The organism is Acinetobacter sp. YH12219 (genome assembly GCF_013417875.1).
GTDB lineage: Bacteria > Pseudomonadota > Gammaproteobacteria > Pseudomonadales > Moraxellaceae > Acinetobacter > Acinetobacter amyesii.
The window spans coordinates 101,153-118,493 of sequence record NZ_VPDC01000014.1 but is presented as its reverse complement, the minus strand read 5'-3'; the positions used below and the strand labels follow the sequence as shown (position 1 = coordinate 118,493).

Here is a 17,341-nt window from a genome sequence, read left to right as displayed (position 1 = left end):
AAAACCTTCAAAATTCTTGCTGAGCGATATCGCAATCGAGGCAAAAGACTAGCATTAAGATTCAATCTAATTGCTGGAATTTATAACTTGGAGCTGAGTGAAAAATGACTTATGAAAGAAATCTAATGTTTTTCCCATATTTGCCAATTAGATAAAAAATATATAAAAATGACCATAAATATTGAAATTGAACAATACATCGTAAGTAAGGAATTTAAAAAAATATGCATTCTCATTGTTTGTTTAATCTAGTAATTTTTTAATGGTATAACTATACTTAATTATTGATAAATTTAAAGCGTCATGATGAAATGTCTTTGTAAAACTATCTCATCATGCTCTGGAAAATTAATTTTTATTTAATGATTTTTAAATAAGATTTAATATTTTTCAATGTTTTATAGGTTTAGTTACCTGCTTTCTCATAGGTATGTAGTGAATTCCCCATTGCTGAGTTAATTCACCTACAATCTCAAAGCCAAATTTTTTATAAATTTCTAAAGCATAGAAACTCGAATTTACCGTAATATGCTCAGGCTCATGCTGCATTATTACGCTTTCTATAAACTCCCACATTTGACGTCCAAAACCTTGGCCATGATATTCAGGTTTCAAGAAAAAATGCATGAGATGTGCAGGATGCACATAAGCTACATTGCCAACGATTTCTTGATTTATTTCAGCAACAAAATAATGGATTAAATCACGCTCAAAAATATGTTTGAGCATGTGGGGCTTAAAGCGCTCACGACCTTCTTCACTGCAAATAACATCATCGACAAATGGTTCAATGACTGCCGCGATTCCATCAACATCCTCTACACAGGCTGGGCGTATGATCATTTTTAGCATGTTGTTCTCTTTATAAAAGTAATCCTTAAACTTCCTCCGTCAAAGAAAATAAACTTTCTTAAAAGAGTCATTTAATGAATTATCGCTTTTAGCTGTTATTTTTCAATACGTTTAAAAGTTACTTCAGCTAAATTTAAAGTAGATGTTGTACTGAATATATCAGTAATAATGATCCACTAATTACACTTAAAAGTAGTCCACTTAATTCACGCAAAAACCGGCAAGATCATGACCTTAAAATTCATTAACAATCATTTTAAGATCTAATGCGTATTCTTATCCAACTGGACAACGGTTCTACGTTTATAATTCCACCCCATATTATAATAATAAATATTTCAGTATAATTTTAATAAGTATTACAAAAGGTCTACCTGCTTTTTTATCTTCCAAATAGACCAATAGTATTTATAGTTCAATGAAACTTAAGAAATTTACTTACTTATCTGTTTCCATTTCAATCATAAACCTAGATTTTCGCTGATTTTTTATGTCTCCCCATGGCATTCTTCTTTGTTTAGGATACGAGACATACAACCACCGTTTAGCTCTTGTTATAGCGACAAATGCACTATTACGTTCTTCCTCAAGTTCTTTTTGTGAAAGTGCACGATAATCAGGGAATACTCCTTCACACATCCCCATTAAGAAAACAATATCTTTCTCTAAACCCTTCATTGTATGAACTGTACTAAGAGTTAAACCTTTTTCAGAATTACTTTCAGAAAGCTGTCCTAACACTAGTGCATTCCTAAAAGCTGTCAAAGAGTCTCCAATGCCTTTTCTTTTAAATCTTGTCCATGTGTGATCAAATTCATCTAACTCTTCAAGACTTCGTTTAATATCCTCATATTCTGCATCTAAAATATTTAATTTATCTTCACGATAAATAGTGAATTTATCACGAAAATCTTTGATTAATTTAGGTATTTTAGGGTTGTTAATTTCCAAATTATAAACAGCTATTAATAATTCTGAGAGCAGTTGATGATTAGAATCACTTGAAATATTCATTTTTTCTGCTAAGTCTAATAACAAATCATTATTCCAATTTACCGGTTCATCTAATTGGAGCAGTTGACATAATTTTTTACCGTTCACCCAATCCTTTGGATTCAGCTTAATTCGAATAGAGAAATCTAAGGTTTTAGCAAATTTAGTTGAAGGCTCAAGCAGCCTTTCTCCTTTCTTAAGAGAATAGACAATATTGTTATCTTTAAGACCACTCTCTAAACTATGAAACACGAAACGATTTCTCGCTATAACCACCATCTTTTCGAGTGTGATTTCACCTTCAATTTCATCATGTACTCTCATTTGAAGTAAATTTTGAATCTGAGCTACTATCCCTTTAGCTTCATCTATTTCATTCTCATACTCATTGAAATGTACTTGCCCCTCTAGAGCATACTCACTTACAACCTGAGAATCAGATTTTAGCTTATTCACAACTTTAATAACTTCTCTAGTACTTCTATAGTTCTCTTTTAAATCATATTTATTTGGTAAAAAATCCCTAACAAATTCTTCACATAAATATCTATTAGATGATCCATTAAAACCATAAATCATCTGATTAGGATCACCAACCATAAAGACACTTTTTAATGTATCACCACAAAAAGCCTTGATAAATTCATACTGTATTTTGTTAAGATCTTGAGCCTCATCAACACAAATATGTTTATATTTAGCTCTATAAATTTTGGCTATCCAATCATGTGTTATCAATATTCTGTGTGAGTAAACTAAAATATCATCATAATCAATTCCTCCACTACGGATCATGGAATCTTGATAATCTTGATATATCTTCCATACATTTTTATTTGGATACTTTTCAAAAATATCAAACTCTGTAAGTAGCTCTCTTTTAATCTGAGCAAATACATCTAAATACTTCTGTAACTTCTTCTCCCTATCTTTTAACTCTCTCGAATCATCCACATTAAGATATTCATCAACATTTATGCCATCTTCACGTAAAGATTGCATAAAAATTTCCATTTTATCCTGATCTCTTTCATAAACATGAAGATTGGTAGGTAATCCCACAGTATGACCATATTTTTCAAGAATCCTTTGTCCCATTGAATGAATAGTCGTAATCCATGTTCTTTCTTGAATATTTTCCTCTAAAGATAATCGCATCAACATTTCATCAGCAGCTTTATTAGTAAATGTTAGCGCTATCACTCCATTCTTTTTTGTATTCGCTAAGATATATTTTATACGCTCAGTTAAGACCCTAGTCTTTCCTGCACCAGCAGATGCTAAGACCTGAATTGGTACATCCAGAGGAGACTCAACAACCTGAAGTTGTGTTTGTGAGAGATTCATATCCAATTCCAGTAGTTATTTGTTGAAAAAGATCTTTTAGTTTTTGTGGCAATTCATCAGCAGTTAAAGACACTAAACTTTCAGCAATAGCCTTTGCATACTGAGGTTTACTTGAATCTAAAATTTCAAGAATCGCTCTCTTTCTACCTTCATCTCCGCTAAAATCTCTAAGTGGCGATTCAAATATAGGTTGATTACATGATGTACATGGTGGTCTCGCCGATCTTGTAGGTTTTAATGGAGTACCATTTTTACGCTCTATCCAGTCTTCTATAAATTCTTCACCCTTTAGCGATTTAATAGAGCTCACTATCAATTCAATATAATTCTGTTCTAATAAATATCCTTCAAAATCTGTATCCTCTAAAATAGTTATATTATTACAACTTGCTAAGTCAACTTCTCCAAAGACTTTTTCATAGTTAGTCTTTAGCTCTCGTACAGTTTTAGATTCCCCATCAGAAAATATAAATACTGGTATATCAAAATCTTTAGCTAGTATAAGAAAAGGAAGATATTTAGCCCCTGAGCCGTTTACTCCAACAAAATTTACACCTAGCTCAAAAGGCGTCTTTCCAGAGTAAGCCTCAAATAACAATGGTAAAACTTGATCTTCTGTCTCTCCTTCAGAAAGAACTATGGCCCTTGAAAATAGCAATTCTCCTCTCGAATGAATCACTTCACGTTTTATTTTTCTTAAATCATCGTCTTCAAAATTTCCTCTTAACTCAAATACCTTTACTGAATCCTCAATAATCTTCAAGTATCTAATCTCATTAACATCTGCTAACCCAGCAATATAAGGTGAGTGCGAACTAATTATGACTTGGCCAGGGGAGTTAATTAATTGTTTATACAACGTCCTTTGAGCATTTGGATGTAAATGTGCTTCAGGTTCTTCTGCTGCCATGATTGGAAACAATGGCTCCATTTCCTCTGTATGTTTATGCACTAATAACTCAGAAAAGGCTTTAACAGAAAGCATAGATGCCCAACTTCTTGTCCCCATCCCATGGTATTCCATAGAAAATGAACTATCGACTGAGCTACCATAATGCACACTAAACCTTTTTGAAAAATCTCGTATCTTTTTCGGAAATGGTGTTAATTCAGTTGATCCTTGGCTGTTTAAAGATTGGTTTAATGCATCTAAATGGCCTTTTAGTTTTTTTAATGCATCACTTTTTTCGATGGCTGTGTGATTTACCGTAGCAACCATTTGTTCTAGTGATGCAACATCTTCTAGATTGTATTCTATACCAGAAAGAATACGACCAATAAAAGACGATTTCTCTTTTAATTCGCTGTGAATATCACGTTGAGCATCAATCGAAATAAACGGAATACAATCTAATTTTTTCTTTAATTTATTATTAATACTTACGTTTGTAATCTGCCAATTATCGAAGCTTGGCCAATTATCTAGATGATACCTTTCAAGAGTATATCCACCTTTAATCAAGTCAGGTTTGACAATAGTTCGAATAACTACAAATTGCTGCCCATCTGCTTGTGACTGTATCTTATCCTCAAAAGCTTGTTGCCAAGCTTCAGAAAAGCTCTCTTTTTGTTCATCTTCAAATGCGATAAACCTCACATCAATAATGATTTTCTTTTGATCAGATGTATTTTGATTTATATGAAAGTCTTCATCCGACAAAAAACGAGAATAATCTCCTAATGCTAACTGTAGTGCTTTAATGACCGAAGTTTTACCAGCATTATTTTGCCCTAAGAGTACCGTGACTTTAGACAAAGTCATTTCAAGATTCGAAATACCGCGAAAACCACAAACTCTGACCTTATCTAATAATATACCCAAAATTTTTCCCCAAAAAAATAATATAACTAAGCCACCGCATCATTAAACGCTTCAACAACCCCAAATATGTTGTCAGCATCCGCATCACCAAACACACCATCAATCCCTTCATAGTGGATCTGATTAAACGGTGGTTCATATAACTGCGCTGCTTCTAGCACGCCATTTTGAGTTAAATGATCAATTAGCATTTCCACAAAACGTATTTGTTTCTCGTTATACGTTGAGCCTTGCAAATACTTAGAAAAGGCTTCTTGTACCGCCTGACGCTCTAATCCGACCAGAGAACGAATGAAGAGAGGTAAGGATTTTTCAGTCCCAAAACATTCTTCAAATTTATCTCGGCTTTCAACTTCTTGAGCTTCAAAAACAAAGCGTTCTAACTCACTTAAATCAGTCGGTGTAAGAGTCAAACCACGTTTTAACTTTGCAATCGTAATATGATTTTCATTCGCTTTGATGAAACTTTCTACACGCTTACGGTACTGTGCAAGATTGACACCACTTGATACGACAGGAATATCAACCGCTTGCATATCTCCAATTTCATCATCAAGCATGGAGTAGACAATGGTTGAGGTTGATTTCTCTATAAGTTTGACCAAACCGCGAATACGTTTACGCATCGCCTCAAGCATTGGCAAGGTAATGCCTTTCCAATATTCAACGGTTTGAATGTCTTGAATTAGCGCAATCTGTTCTGCAACAACAGGAATATTTTCTTTGCTTTCCAGTTTAGAAGCAATTTCAATCACTTTATTGGCATAACTCTGAATCGCTGTATTGTTCTTTTGCAATACTGCCAACTCAAGGTTGTAGCAAAGCATATCAAACAGTTTGGCTTCTAAGGTTTCAGGCTCAAGTTGGTTTGGTAATTTAGAAATGTGTTCTCGTAACGTACCAATGGCAAGGTCATCCAAGTTGTTCCAAGCATCATCATTTTTGAAGTGTTCAACATGCTCAAGTTCAGATTTCACAATGAAATTCTCATTGTTCATGGACTTCACTTCAGTCTGTAAACTCTGACGCATATCTTGCTGTACAGCTTTTAATTCTTCGGTGGCATCGTCCTTCGCATTGAGCAGACTAATGATATTTAAACGTGCTTTAAACAAGCGTTGTCCGAGTGGCTCTGTGGTCGCAACAGGCGCACCATCTGGATTTTCATTGAAGTATTCAAAGTTAGAACAGTAGTCAAAGATATAAAATTCTTTTTTATCATCTTCAGGGCTAAACAATTCTTTGCAGAGTCGTGTACCACGCCCAATCATCTGCATAAATTTGACTTTAGAGCGAACCGCTTTAAAGAATACTAAGTTGACCACTTCAGGTACATCAATCCCTGTATCGAGCATATCCACTGAAATCGCAATCTGTGGCTCAGGTAAATCTTTCTTGCTAAAGTCATCAATTAAGCTTTGTGGATACTTAGTGGCATGAGTAATGACACGGGCAAACTTACCATCATATTGCGGATAGTTTTCATTGAAGCGATCAGCAATAAACTGGGCATGTTTTTGATTGACGGCAAAGATAATGGTTTTACCAAGACGATCACCGCCTTCGGTCTTAATACCATTTTCCATCAAGTGCTTGAGCATTAAATCAATCGTGCCTGTATTAAACAGCTCTTTATTAATCTTGGATGCTGAGACTTCTTCAGGTGCATCTTGATTGCCCCAATTTAGACTATCCCAATGTTGTTTTTCTTCTTCTGAGAGTTCATCATATTTCACGCCTTCACGCATGAATTTAAGTGGGACAGAATAGGCTTTCGGTGGCACAAGATAGCCATCGGCAATGGCTTGATCAAGGTCGTAGTAATCGGTTGGGACACCGCTTTCTAAGCCAAACAGTGCGTATGTATCACGATCTACTTCATCTCGTGGCGTTGCAGTTAAACCAACAAGCAAACTATCGAAGTATTTAAAAATCTCACCAAATTTTTGGTATACGCTTCGATGCGCTTCATCAATAATAATTAGGTCAAACATGCCTGTACCGAATTTACGTGTACCATCGGCATTCATTTCATCAATCAAACCCATCATGGTTTGATAGGTCGAGAAATACACTCGACCAACCTGATTTTTATCCTCAAGTAAATTAACGAATGAGGCATCTTTTAAATTGGCTTTAAAAGCGTTGTGTGCCTGATTGACCAATGAAGTTCGGTCTGCAAGGAATAATGCTTTTTGCACTACATTGGCTTTCATCAGCACATCGACCAGTGCAATGGCAGTACGTGTTTTACCTGTGCCTGTTGCCATAATCAGTAAGCCTGCACGTTCTTTACGTTGATAGGCTGCAAGCATGGCTTTGATGGCACGAGTTTGGTAGTAACGCTCGACAATCTCTGCATTGATCGGGAAGCTGCTTAAATCAGGGTTGTTCTTACGTCTTTCGATCAAGCGTTTGAGTTCTGCTTGTGTGTAAAAGCCATGAACTAAGCGTGGTGGGCCACCTTGCACATCATTCCAGATTCGGGTTTTGTAGCCATTGGTATAGAATATGACTGGTCGTTGTCCTGTTTGTTGCTCTAAACAGTCTGCATAGAGTTTGGCTTGTTGCTGTCCTATATCAGGATCAGTCGATGTGCGTTTTGCTTCAACCACCGCCAAAGGCAAGCCATTGGCATCATACAGCACATAATCCACTGCACCTTTACCCGATAGACTCGGCATACCTGTTACAGCAACTTCCTCTCGAACCGATGTACCTATTTCCCAGCCTGCTTCTTCAAGCATGAGGTCAATTTTAAGTTTTCGAGTTTCGTCTTCTTTATAGTCGGTAGGGTCTTCGATTTTGCTGTTGGCAATCTTGGCTTGTTCAACGTCTGCACGTTTTTGTGCAAGTTCAGCGTCTATATTTGCAAGTAATTTTTCACGCTCTTCTAAACTTGCGGACAGTTCAAATAGTTTTTGTTCACGTTCCCGTAAAGCTTTATGTTGTTCAGCAAACTGTTTTTCTTTAGCTTCTGTTTCTTTTTGCAGTTGTTCTTTGTTGGCGGTGATTTGCTGAGTATTGTCAGCATTTGGAATCAGTTTTGGATTAAATATAATCGACTGAGAACGGTCTTTTGACGGTGAACCGTAGTTACGCTCAAACCAGACATACATCAAGAAAAGATGCTGAATGTGTCTTACCGTTTCTTCAGTAGTGAGTTGTTTGAACTTTTTCCCATGTACGGCACTGTTGCCGACCATGCGAATGTTGTCCATTTTGTCCCAAATATAGGGTGGAATCAGGTCTTTAAATTTGAGATCGTTGAGTAAGTTATGCAGTGATGGATCGTAGGGTTGAGTAAGTTTTTTGTCGTATTGGTACAACCATAAAACAAGGTTTTCAAGTGATGTACGAGCCGCAGCAAGGGCAAATTGTGGGGATATATACGTGAGCTTTTCGGCTTCTTTGGCAGTCGCTGCCAAGCTTTTAAATTCAGGTTCTAAAAACTGAAAATTGCTCATGTATATATTCCCTCATATTTTTAATTAAATTTTATAAAGTGCCGTTAAATGCTTTCTGTTGTAATGTTTTAAATAAATTTTCAGCTAAATCTAATTGTTCAAGTAATTTAGGTTTTTGGCTCTCAATTACCTGAACAATATCTGAAAACTTGTTTTGCAGTTCCATAGGAGGCTGAATGATTGGAAAATTCTCTATATGCTCTTTATTCAACTGCCGTTTATCAATTCCACCAACGCATACTGAACGAATATATTCATAATAATCAGGCAGTGTAAGGATTCTTAAAATAAAGTATTTGTTGAAACCGTCTTTAATACGAATTAAGTATACGTGACCATTGATATTGGCACTATCATCCTCACCCAAATAAATCGCAGCACGACCTAAACTACTGTTTTCAGTGTTAATTCGACCTGTTTTTGTCATTAACAAATCTTCATGTTTAACACTACTTTTCATCATTTTAGAGTGAGTTTCAGCATCAATATAGGCAACATCATCAAGAATCACTTTGTTTTTCCAAACATTTTGACTTCTTAAGAAAATGATACCTTGATCTACATAATTTTCAGATCCACCTTTAGGCGTATTACCACTATGAATTTTTGTCGATAGCTCTGACAGTTTTTTTACATCCCACCCTTTAGGATTACTGACAGGATCGCCAAACATATCAATAAATGTGGCTTGTAAAAGCTGATCTAACTTTTCAATCGCTTGCTGACGTTTTTGGCGTAGCTCATCCGCTTGATCTAAAATAGAGGCAATTCGGCGTTGTTCTGCAGGTGGTGGGAAAGGTATTTCCATAAGTAATAATTGCTTAGGGCTTAAATTAGGTTGAGCTGCACCACCTGCATTTTTCAAAAGTTCATCTAAAAATTCACCACTAAAAAAGAACTTTAAATAATCTGCTGTAATTTCATCTTTAGCTCTGATAATTGCTACACGCTGATTAATATAAGCACCTACATCACCATCCGAAGCAACTGCAATTTTTCCAACAGTAGCCCCTGATAAAGCCATTAAAATATCTTTATCTTGAATTTTAAAATTATCAGAAATCTTATATTGAGCTGCATCAACAGTTAAAGCAGATTCTGTTTGAATAGAACCCTCTTGTAGATCACCAATTCTAATAACTTTGTCATTCCCAGTTCCAAACCATTCACTTTTAAAAGCATAACCAGAAATAACGGTCGCAAAATCACTTAAAAGTTTTTTATCTGAACTCACTTAAGCATCTCCTTAAGCGTAGCCATTCCTTTTAAAATATCCTGCTCAAGCGCTTCTAAATCCGCCAATATTTTACTTGGTGCTTCATATTCCACTTGCTCATATACAACTTCCTTATAACGGTTAATTGACAAGTCATAACCATTGGCAGCAATGTCGGCTTTATCCACCAAGAAACTTTGATCTGTCGCTTTACGACCTGATTCCGATGCTAAGTTATGGAAACGAGCAATAATGTCAGGAATGTTGTTATTTTCATGCTTAGACGCATCGAGTTCATTACGCTTATCATCCAGCGAATAACCATCCGCCTGCATATCATAAAACCAAACTTTGTCCGTACCGCCTGACATGGTTTTAGTAAAAATCATAATGGCAGTAGAAACCCCTGCATAAGGCTTAAACACACCAGACGGCATCGAAATAATTGCTTCAAGCTTTTGCTCTTCAACAATCTTCCTACGAAGTTCTTTATGCGCAGTCGATGAGCCAAATAACACCCCATCAGGCACAATCACCGCAGCACGACCACCAGTTTTCAACAAACGTAAGAACAAGGCTAAAAATAGCAATTCAGTCTTTTTAGTTTTTACTACAGCCTGAATATTCTTGGCACAGCTTTCATTGTCCAAACTGCCTGCAAAAGGTGGATTGGCAAGAATTAAACTGTATTTTTCAGCAATATGTGAATGCGTTTCACTTAAAGAGTCACGGTTTTCAATTCGTGGGTTTTCTACACCGTGTAGCATCATGTTCATCGAACCAATACGAAGCATGGTGCTATCAAAATCATAACCAAAGAAGGTTTCTTCACTAAAACGCTTTGCGGCTTCGGGATTGGCAAAAATCTCAGTGCTGTGATGCTCGTTTAGATATTCACTTGCAGCTACAAGGAAACCAGCTGTACCACACGCAGGGTCACAGATCGTATCTGTAGGCTTCGGTTGCATCAGCTCTACAATCATCTTGATGATATGACGAGGAGTACGGAACTGACCGTTTTGACCCGCTGAAGCAATTTTACCGAGCATATATTCGTAAATATCACCCTTGGTATCTTTGTCATCCATTGGGACTTCAGCTAACAGATCAACCACTTTGGTTAACAGTGCAGGCGTAGGAATGGTAAAACGTGCATCTTTCATGTGATTACTATAGGTTGTGTCATCTTCTGCACCTAAGTTTTTAATGAATGGAAAGACTTCATTAGCAACGGTGCTATATAACGTTGCAGCATCACCCAAAGTAATGAACTTTGACCAACGTAAATGATCTTGCTCGGGTGTAAAAATTGGATGTTCTACAGGTTTTTTTAAACGGTTGGCTTTCTTTTCTTTGGTGATCTGAATTTCATCAAGTCGGCGAATAAACAGCAAATACGTCATTTGCTCCATGACTTCTAATGGATTGGAAATTCCACCACTCCAAAACGCATTCCAAATCTGGTCAATTTTGCTTTTAATTTCGCCTGTAATCACGTAGATGACTCTCAAATTTCTTTGAGGGTATTGTGTTGGATTTAGAGGGGAAAAGCTATTGGAATTAAAGGAGATGCGACAAGGTTTGGCGTTATTAGATGATATTTAAAAGTAAATCAGAATAAACTTAGCAATAACTCTTAATGCTACCATTTAAATTTTATGAATGATTTCCCCCAAGTAATAGTTTTTGACGCTTTTGGAACTCTTGTGAAAATTGGTGAGAGCCGATCTCCATATCGTAAGTTGATGAAATGGTTGAAAGATAATGGTAGAAAACCAGGCACAACAGACGCCAATATTATTATGTCTAATGCTGTTGATATTGAGCAATTGACTAAGCTCTTTGGAAAAGTGATTCCAGCACCACTTTTGAATGAAATTAATGATGATCTACAGTTTGAGGTAAATACAATCGAACTATACGAAGATACTGTTCATACACTTAGAAGTTTAAAAAACCTTGGCTTCAAAATCGCGCTCTGTTCTAACCTGGCAATGCCTTATGGCGAAAGGCTTAAAACACTGCTTCCTAATCTATTTGATGTGGTTATTTTGAGTTACGAGGTAGGAGCAATAAAACCTGAACATCACATCTATGAAGTAATACGAGAGCAATTAGCCTGCCAAATGCCAGATATGCTATTCATTGGAGATAATCCTCTTTTAGATGTGGAAGTACCTATCACTTTAGGAATGTCGGCAAGGTTAATTGAAAGAAATAAAATGCAAAATTTAAGGGAGGTACTAAGCGATCTACTACCTAATGACTGATTCTCTTATGGTAATAACTCTTTGGGATCAACTTTCAAAGTATTCGCAATTTCATAAAGCTTATCAATCGTCATATTGACTTCTCCACGCTCTATACGCCCCATATAACTACGATCAATGCCACACTGCAATGACAGAGATTCTTGCGTAATATTTTTCTCTTTTCTTTTATTGCAGATTAATTGACCAATTTTGATGGATAATTCTGACATTTGAGATCAACTGTTTAAAAAACAGAAATATCAGCAATTGAGGACTATACATCCACGGACTATAATCCTCTTTTTATGTAGGTCTATGAAACATGGCAAAAAATTTACCTCTACTTGATCGCTTTTTTGACATTTTTGAAGAACATGAAATTATTGATTGGAAAGCTAATCGTTTTTGGCAGCACATGGAATCAGAATTTTTAGATAACACAAACAAAGTTAAGGGACAGATGTATAGATATTTAAAAATATTTGTACAAAAAGGTTTTTTAGTCGCCAAACCATCTAAAATAAATAAAAGAATATATTTATATAGTGCCTCTGAAAATTTAATTAGTATGCAAAAAAAACATAAAGAAGATAGATTGAATCATGTTTTTGAAGAAAATATTATTGATATAAAAGAAAATTTAAAAAATATAGAGATAGAATTGGATTTTATTAATAAATTAATTTTACAACATTCTGAAATTAGTGAGAAATTAGAAGAATATAAAAATAAAATATTAATAGATTTTAAGAAGTATGAAATTCAATTAAAGACAATTGAAAATTTTGTTAGATTTTGTTTTTAAATAAAAATAAACACCAAATAACAAAAACATATATTTAGTTATATCAACAACTTAAATATAATTTCAGCTTGACAAGAGCTGTTTTTTTATTCTAAATTTAGCTCAAATTTAGTCAAGTTTATTCAAATATGATCAAGTCTATTGAACAGGTAAAAGAAGATTTTTCTTCTACTGGAAAATCGATTGCTAAATGGGCTAGAGATAATAAATTTTCTCCTGATTTAGTATATAGAATTTTTAGAAACAACAAGATTCCACAACGTGGCGAAAGCCATAAAATAGCTGTGAAGCTAGGAATTAAGGAGCAAAAAGATATGGATTAATTTACATTAATTTTTTATTTAAACTGCAGAAAGTATAAAGACCCATGCGGCAACATGAGTCTTTATAGATTTGTCTTTAACTTGCACGTACAAGACAAATTTATTCTAAAAGACATTGATGCTTTTATCAATGTTTAGGGTGCTTTCTGCCTCATTTTTTATTCTGAGGTATAATTATGAACACATCTATTGAAAAAATTAGGCTAGTAATTAGCTATATATTTAGTCATAAAAGCAATCGAGAAATAGCTAAAATTGTAGAAATCTCTCGTGAAACTGTGTCAAAAATCAAGTCCTTACTAATTTTGACAGAATTAACTTATGAAGATTTTACTAAACTAAACAATTCAGAATTAGAACAAAAATTAAAAATTAATCGCTCAATAAAACGTATCAAAAAGTCACAACCTGACTGCGAAGCGATTTGTAGTGAGTTAGCTACGTATAAAGGGCTTACAAAGGCTATTCTTTGGGAAGAATATAGATTGAAAACTCATGGAAATGGTGTTGGATACACACGGTTTTGTGAACTAATAAATCAAGCACAAAAACAAAAAGACATTCCAATGAAGCAAGAATATTATCCGGGTGAAATAGTACAAATTGATTACAGTGGGGATCTTGTAGATATTGACTTATTTAATGGTGATGTAATAAATGCCAATATTTTTGTTGGGGCTTTACCTTTTTCTAGTTTAATTTTTGCTTATGCCACGGAATCACAAAAAACCGAAGATTGGATTCGAGGATGCTCTCAAATGTTTGATAAAATTGATGGTATTCCTCAAACTATTGTTTGTGACAATGCTAAAGCATTAATTACCAAACATAGAAATCGAATCGTTGAAGTTAATCCATATTTTCAAGAATTTTTAGAATTTCATAAAATTAATGTTCTTCCAGCTCGACCACGGAAACCAAGAGATAAGGCAGTCAGTGAAAATGCCGTGAATATTGTACAAAAGCAGATTTTAATGAGAATACGTCATGAAAAATTTACAAGTATAAAGGCTTTGAATGAAAGACTTGAATATATGGTGGATTGCTATAATCATAAAAAAACTAAAACTTTTTCGCAGGGGCGGATGGCTATATTTCTTGAGCATGAAAAAAAATTACTTAGACCCTTACCTTTAATCAAATACAAAGTATTGAATGAATATTCGAAAACAATAGTACCTTCTGATTATCATGTGAAATATTTGAACAATTCTTACTCTGTTCCTCATCAGTATATTAGAGAAAAAGTTGAGCTAAAAATTTTAGATAATCAGCTATATATCTATCAAGATAAAAAACTAATCGCTCAACATACGCTTCTTCAAGGCGAAGGAAAAATCTCTACATTTTATGAACATAAAACGGAGAATCATAGAACTACAGATTATCTATCGAAGGAAAGTATTTTAAATTGGTCCCAATCAATTGGCACTAACACGTTTAATTACTGCAATATGATTATTTGCAAAAACTCAAATTTATACAACAACTTAAATTATTTATTTGATTTCAGAAGTTGGGTTAATAGTAAACAATTCATTGATCGACTTGAACAGGCCTTATGTTATGCCTATAAATTAAAAATAGAAAATTTGGCTAGATTAAAGTCCATTATTGAATCAAGATCATATTTGGAGTTTGATCAACAAGATGTTGTAAAAGAACATAAAAATCTGCGTGGTTCCAGTTATTATAAAGGGGGTAAATAAATGTTAAATCCTCATTTATCAACATTACTTGCACAGTTGAAATTGCATGGTTTTACTCAATCATTAGATTCTAATATTGATGCTGTTTATTCAGGTGAAATCAATTTTGAAGAAGCTATGATTGATGCTTGTAAAACCGAGTTGTTAACTCGAGCACGAAAGCTCACTGAACGACTAATACGAAATGCGCATCTAAGATATCCTCATGCTTGTATTGATGAAATTAAGTTTGATATAGAACGTCGTGGCTTATCAAAGCAATTTGTTAATAGATTTTCAGAGTGCACTTGGATTAATTTACATAAGAACATGAGCATACAAGGTCCAACTGGGGTAGGAAAAACATGGCTTGCATGTGCTTTCGCAACTGAAGCATGTAAAAAAGGTTATAAGACTATTTTTTATAGAGCATCTGAGTTTTTTGAAGCATTAGAACAAGCTATAGATCAATCAAATGAAAAGCTTTTTATTAAAAAATTGATTAGATATGATTTACTGATAATTGATGATTTTGGTCTTAGTAATATTCCTCCAAAAATAGAAACTCTTTTACTAGAATTTATTGATAATTATTCAATATGCGGCAGCTTACTTATTACAAGTCAATTCACATATGATTTATGGCACACAAAATTCCAAGATCCTACCATTGCTGATGCAATTCTAGATCGAATTATCCATAACTCTTATACACTGGAAATAGATGGTGACTCAATGAGGAAAACTGTAATGCTAGATACAACTACCACTCTTTAAGAGTGGTAGATTTTAAAGTGAAATGGGTGGCAGATTTTGAGTGTGATATACATTGTACATCCAATATGCAATTGTCATTCAAATATTTTTCAGCACAATTTTAAAATATATGTGAGGCATAAATGCTGAATGAATTCAGAAAACATAAAAATCCCCCACGTTTGGAGGATTTTTTACTTTATTTATTGAATAGCCATTATTTTTAATACACATCACGGCGGTAACGACCTGCTTTACGCAGTGTATGCAGTTGTTCAATGCCCAGTATCTCTTGCAAAGTGGCATCTACCGCTTTGGCCATATTCAAACTGCCGCAGATATAGAGACAAGCCCCTTGCTCTAGCCAATCAATCAATTCAGCTTTTTTTACAACTAGGACATCTTGCACATACTTTTCAGCAAATCCATCACGAGAAAATACCCGATCGATTTCTGCAATTTTACCTTGGTTTTGTAATTCATGCAGTTCATCAGCAAAAATTGCATCGAAAGCTTGTTGACGCTCACCATAAATTAACCAGTTTTGACAGTGCTCTTTTGCGACACGTTGCTTAAGATGTGAAAGCAAACCCGCCATTCCTGAGCCATTGCCAATCATAATTGCCGACTTAACGCCCTCTGCTAAGTGAAAATTTAGATTCGCACGAATATAGGCATGAATACATTGTCCAAGTTTTAAATCGTGCGTTAATAAACCAGAACCTAAACCTAGTTCATCGCCATGCTGCTCTTGACGTACGACGAGCTCTAAATCTTTTTAATTAAATAGAGTTTGATAATTTCACGCTTATACTAAACGACTGAATAAAGACTATAATAAAAATTAAAAATTCATTCGCCATTTGCGAAATCTTCGAGCAATCATGTCCAAAAATCTTGCAACGCTGATTGGATTCAGTGCAATCTTACAATGGTCTTCTATTGTTGGTTTACTTAAGAAAATTAGTTTCAGTATTAGCCCTGATCTTGCTGTGCTCTTTATGTATACCTTGAGCGCAATTATTCTATTGCTCTTATTTAAAATTCCAAACCTTAAACTGGTTCCGCGCCAATTTTTGATATACGCCACCCTTTTATTTGTGATTTATGAGTTGTGTTTTTCGTATGCCATTGCTTTGGCTCAAACTGCTCAACAAGCGATTGAAATCAGTTTAGTCAATTATTTATGGCCGAGTCTGACAATTGCCGCGTTAATTTTATTTAAAGAATTAAAATTTAACTTTTTCGTAATCATTGGTTTAGTCATTAGTTTGGGTGGCATCATTTTGATCCAAACGGGTAATGGAAGTTTTAACTGGTCTACAGTCTTTACGAACATTCAGTCTAATCCATTAAGCTATTTTCTTGCTTTTATGGGAGCGAGTTTATGGTCACTCTACTGTGTGATTACACGTAAATACAGTCTTGGACATAACCCTATTTCATTCTTTTTCGTCGTGATCACGATTATGCTATGGCTAAAAATGTTGATATTTCACGGTATTCCGCGAATGCCTGCCGTAGACTTACATACCGGTATGTATATGTTGACCGTGTCCATTGTAACCGCTTTGGGTTATGCAGCGTGGAATGTAGGTATTATTAAAGGCAATATTACGATATTGGTGACTTTATCGTATTTTAGTCCGATTTTTTCTTCGGTTATTTCAATGTTTATATTACAGACACCACTGAGTTTAAGTTTTTGGCATGGTGCCATTTTGGTGACATTAGGTTCGCTGGTATGTTGGATTTCAACCAGTTGGCCACAAATTAAAGCCAGATTAATGCAATTGCGCCATGAATAATAAGAAGCAGTC

General features: G+C 34.8%; 14 protein-coding genes and 1 pseudogene. 7 read left to right on the top strand and 8 right to left on the bottom strand.

The features are described 5' to 3' along the window. Positions 1-108, top strand: a pseudogene (locus FTV04_RS10845) (IS5/IS1182 family transposase); the annotation flags it as partial. Between the two features lie 282 nt (positions 109-390). Here the strand turns inward: FTV04_RS10845 and FTV04_RS10840 are convergent. The 6 genes from FTV04_RS10840 to FTV04_RS10815 all read right to left on the bottom strand — a co-directional run bounded on the left by FTV04_RS10840 (position 391) and on the right by FTV04_RS10815 (position 11,193). Next, positions 391-843 (bottom strand): GNAT family N-acetyltransferase, encoded by a 453-nt coding sequence (locus FTV04_RS10840; protein ID WP_180041450.1) that lies wholly within the window; start codon positions 841-843, stop codon positions 391-393. Positions 844-1,290: 447 nt separating this feature from the next. After that, complete coding sequence (locus FTV04_RS10835; RefSeq protein WP_180089531.1) at positions 1,291-3,192, bottom strand: ATP-dependent helicase; 1,902 nt, start codon at positions 3,190-3,192, stop codon at positions 1,291-1,293. After that, complete coding sequence (locus FTV04_RS10830; protein WP_180089529.1) at positions 3,158-5,014, bottom strand: ATP-dependent endonuclease; 1,857 nt, start codon at positions 5,012-5,014, stop codon at positions 3,158-3,160. Before FTV04_RS10830 ends, FTV04_RS10835 begins: the two co-directional genes overlap by 35 nt. Before the next feature lie 26 nt (positions 5,015-5,040). After that, positions 5,041-8,481 (bottom strand): DEAD/DEAH box helicase family protein, encoded by a 3,441-nt coding sequence (locus FTV04_RS10825; protein WP_180089527.1) that lies wholly within the window; start codon positions 8,479-8,481, stop codon positions 5,041-5,043. Positions 8,482-8,512: 31 nt separating this feature from the next. Beyond that, positions 8,513-9,715 (bottom strand): restriction endonuclease subunit S, encoded by a 1,203-nt coding sequence (locus FTV04_RS17015; protein WP_099143602.1) that lies wholly within the window; start codon positions 9,713-9,715, stop codon positions 8,513-8,515. Then, positions 9,712-11,193 (bottom strand): class I SAM-dependent DNA methyltransferase, encoded by a 1,482-nt coding sequence (locus tag FTV04_RS10815; RefSeq protein ID WP_180089525.1) that lies wholly within the window; start codon positions 11,191-11,193, stop codon positions 9,712-9,714. The genes FTV04_RS17015 and FTV04_RS10815 overlap by 4 nt, the downstream gene beginning before the upstream one ends. Positions 11,194-11,355: 162 nt before the next feature. Here FTV04_RS10815 and FTV04_RS10810 point away from each other — a divergent pair, with 162 nt between their 5' ends. Next, positions 11,356-11,967 (top strand): HAD family hydrolase, encoded by a 612-nt coding sequence (locus FTV04_RS10810; protein WP_180089523.1) that lies wholly within the window; start codon positions 11,356-11,358, stop codon positions 11,965-11,967. Between the two features lie 5 nt (positions 11,968-11,972). On the opposite strand, the gene FTV04_RS10805 is transcribed toward FTV04_RS10810, so the two are convergent. After that, positions 11,973-12,179, bottom strand: a complete 207-nt coding sequence (locus FTV04_RS10805) for a helix-turn-helix domain-containing protein (protein ID WP_005171195.1) — start codon at positions 12,177-12,179, stop codon at positions 11,973-11,975. A 92-nt stretch (positions 12,180-12,271) separates the two neighbouring features. Here FTV04_RS10805 and FTV04_RS10800 point away from each other — a divergent pair, with 92 nt between their 5' ends. From FTV04_RS10800 to istB, 4 genes are all read left to right on the top strand, one after another. Further along, positions 12,272-12,754, top strand: a complete 483-nt coding sequence (locus FTV04_RS10800) for a hypothetical protein (protein ID WP_179988793.1) — start codon at positions 12,272-12,274, stop codon at positions 12,752-12,754. Positions 12,755-12,882: 128 nt separating this feature from the next. Then, positions 12,883-13,077, top strand: a complete 195-nt coding sequence (locus FTV04_RS10795) for a DNA-binding protein (protein ID WP_180089521.1) — start codon at positions 12,883-12,885, stop codon at positions 13,075-13,077. A 176-nt stretch (positions 13,078-13,253) separates the two neighbouring features. Then, entirely contained in the window at positions 13,254-14,786 is a 1,533-nt protein-coding gene (istA, locus tag FTV04_RS10790) for an IS21 family transposase (RefSeq protein WP_180089519.1), read from the top strand. After that, positions 14,787-15,542 carry an IS21-like element helper ATPase IstB gene (gene istB, locus FTV04_RS10785; protein ID WP_017386450.1) on the top strand — a complete coding sequence of 252 codons (756 nt, stop codon included), beginning with the start codon at positions 14,787-14,789 and terminating at the stop codon, positions 15,540-15,542. Positions 15,543-15,744: 202 nt separating this feature from the next. Here the strand turns inward: istB and FTV04_RS10780 are convergent, their stop codons facing one another. Then, entirely contained in the window at positions 15,745-16,140 is a 396-nt protein-coding gene (locus FTV04_RS10780) for a hypothetical protein (protein ID WP_180089517.1), read from the bottom strand. A gap of 265 nt (positions 16,141-16,405) precedes the next feature. On the opposite strand from FTV04_RS10780, the gene yddG reads away from it, so the two are divergent. Next, positions 16,406-17,329, top strand: a complete 924-nt coding sequence (gene yddG, locus FTV04_RS10775; protein WP_180089515.1) for an aromatic amino acid DMT transporter YddG — start codon at positions 16,406-16,408, stop codon at positions 17,327-17,329. Positions 17,330-17,341: the final 12 nt, after the last annotated feature.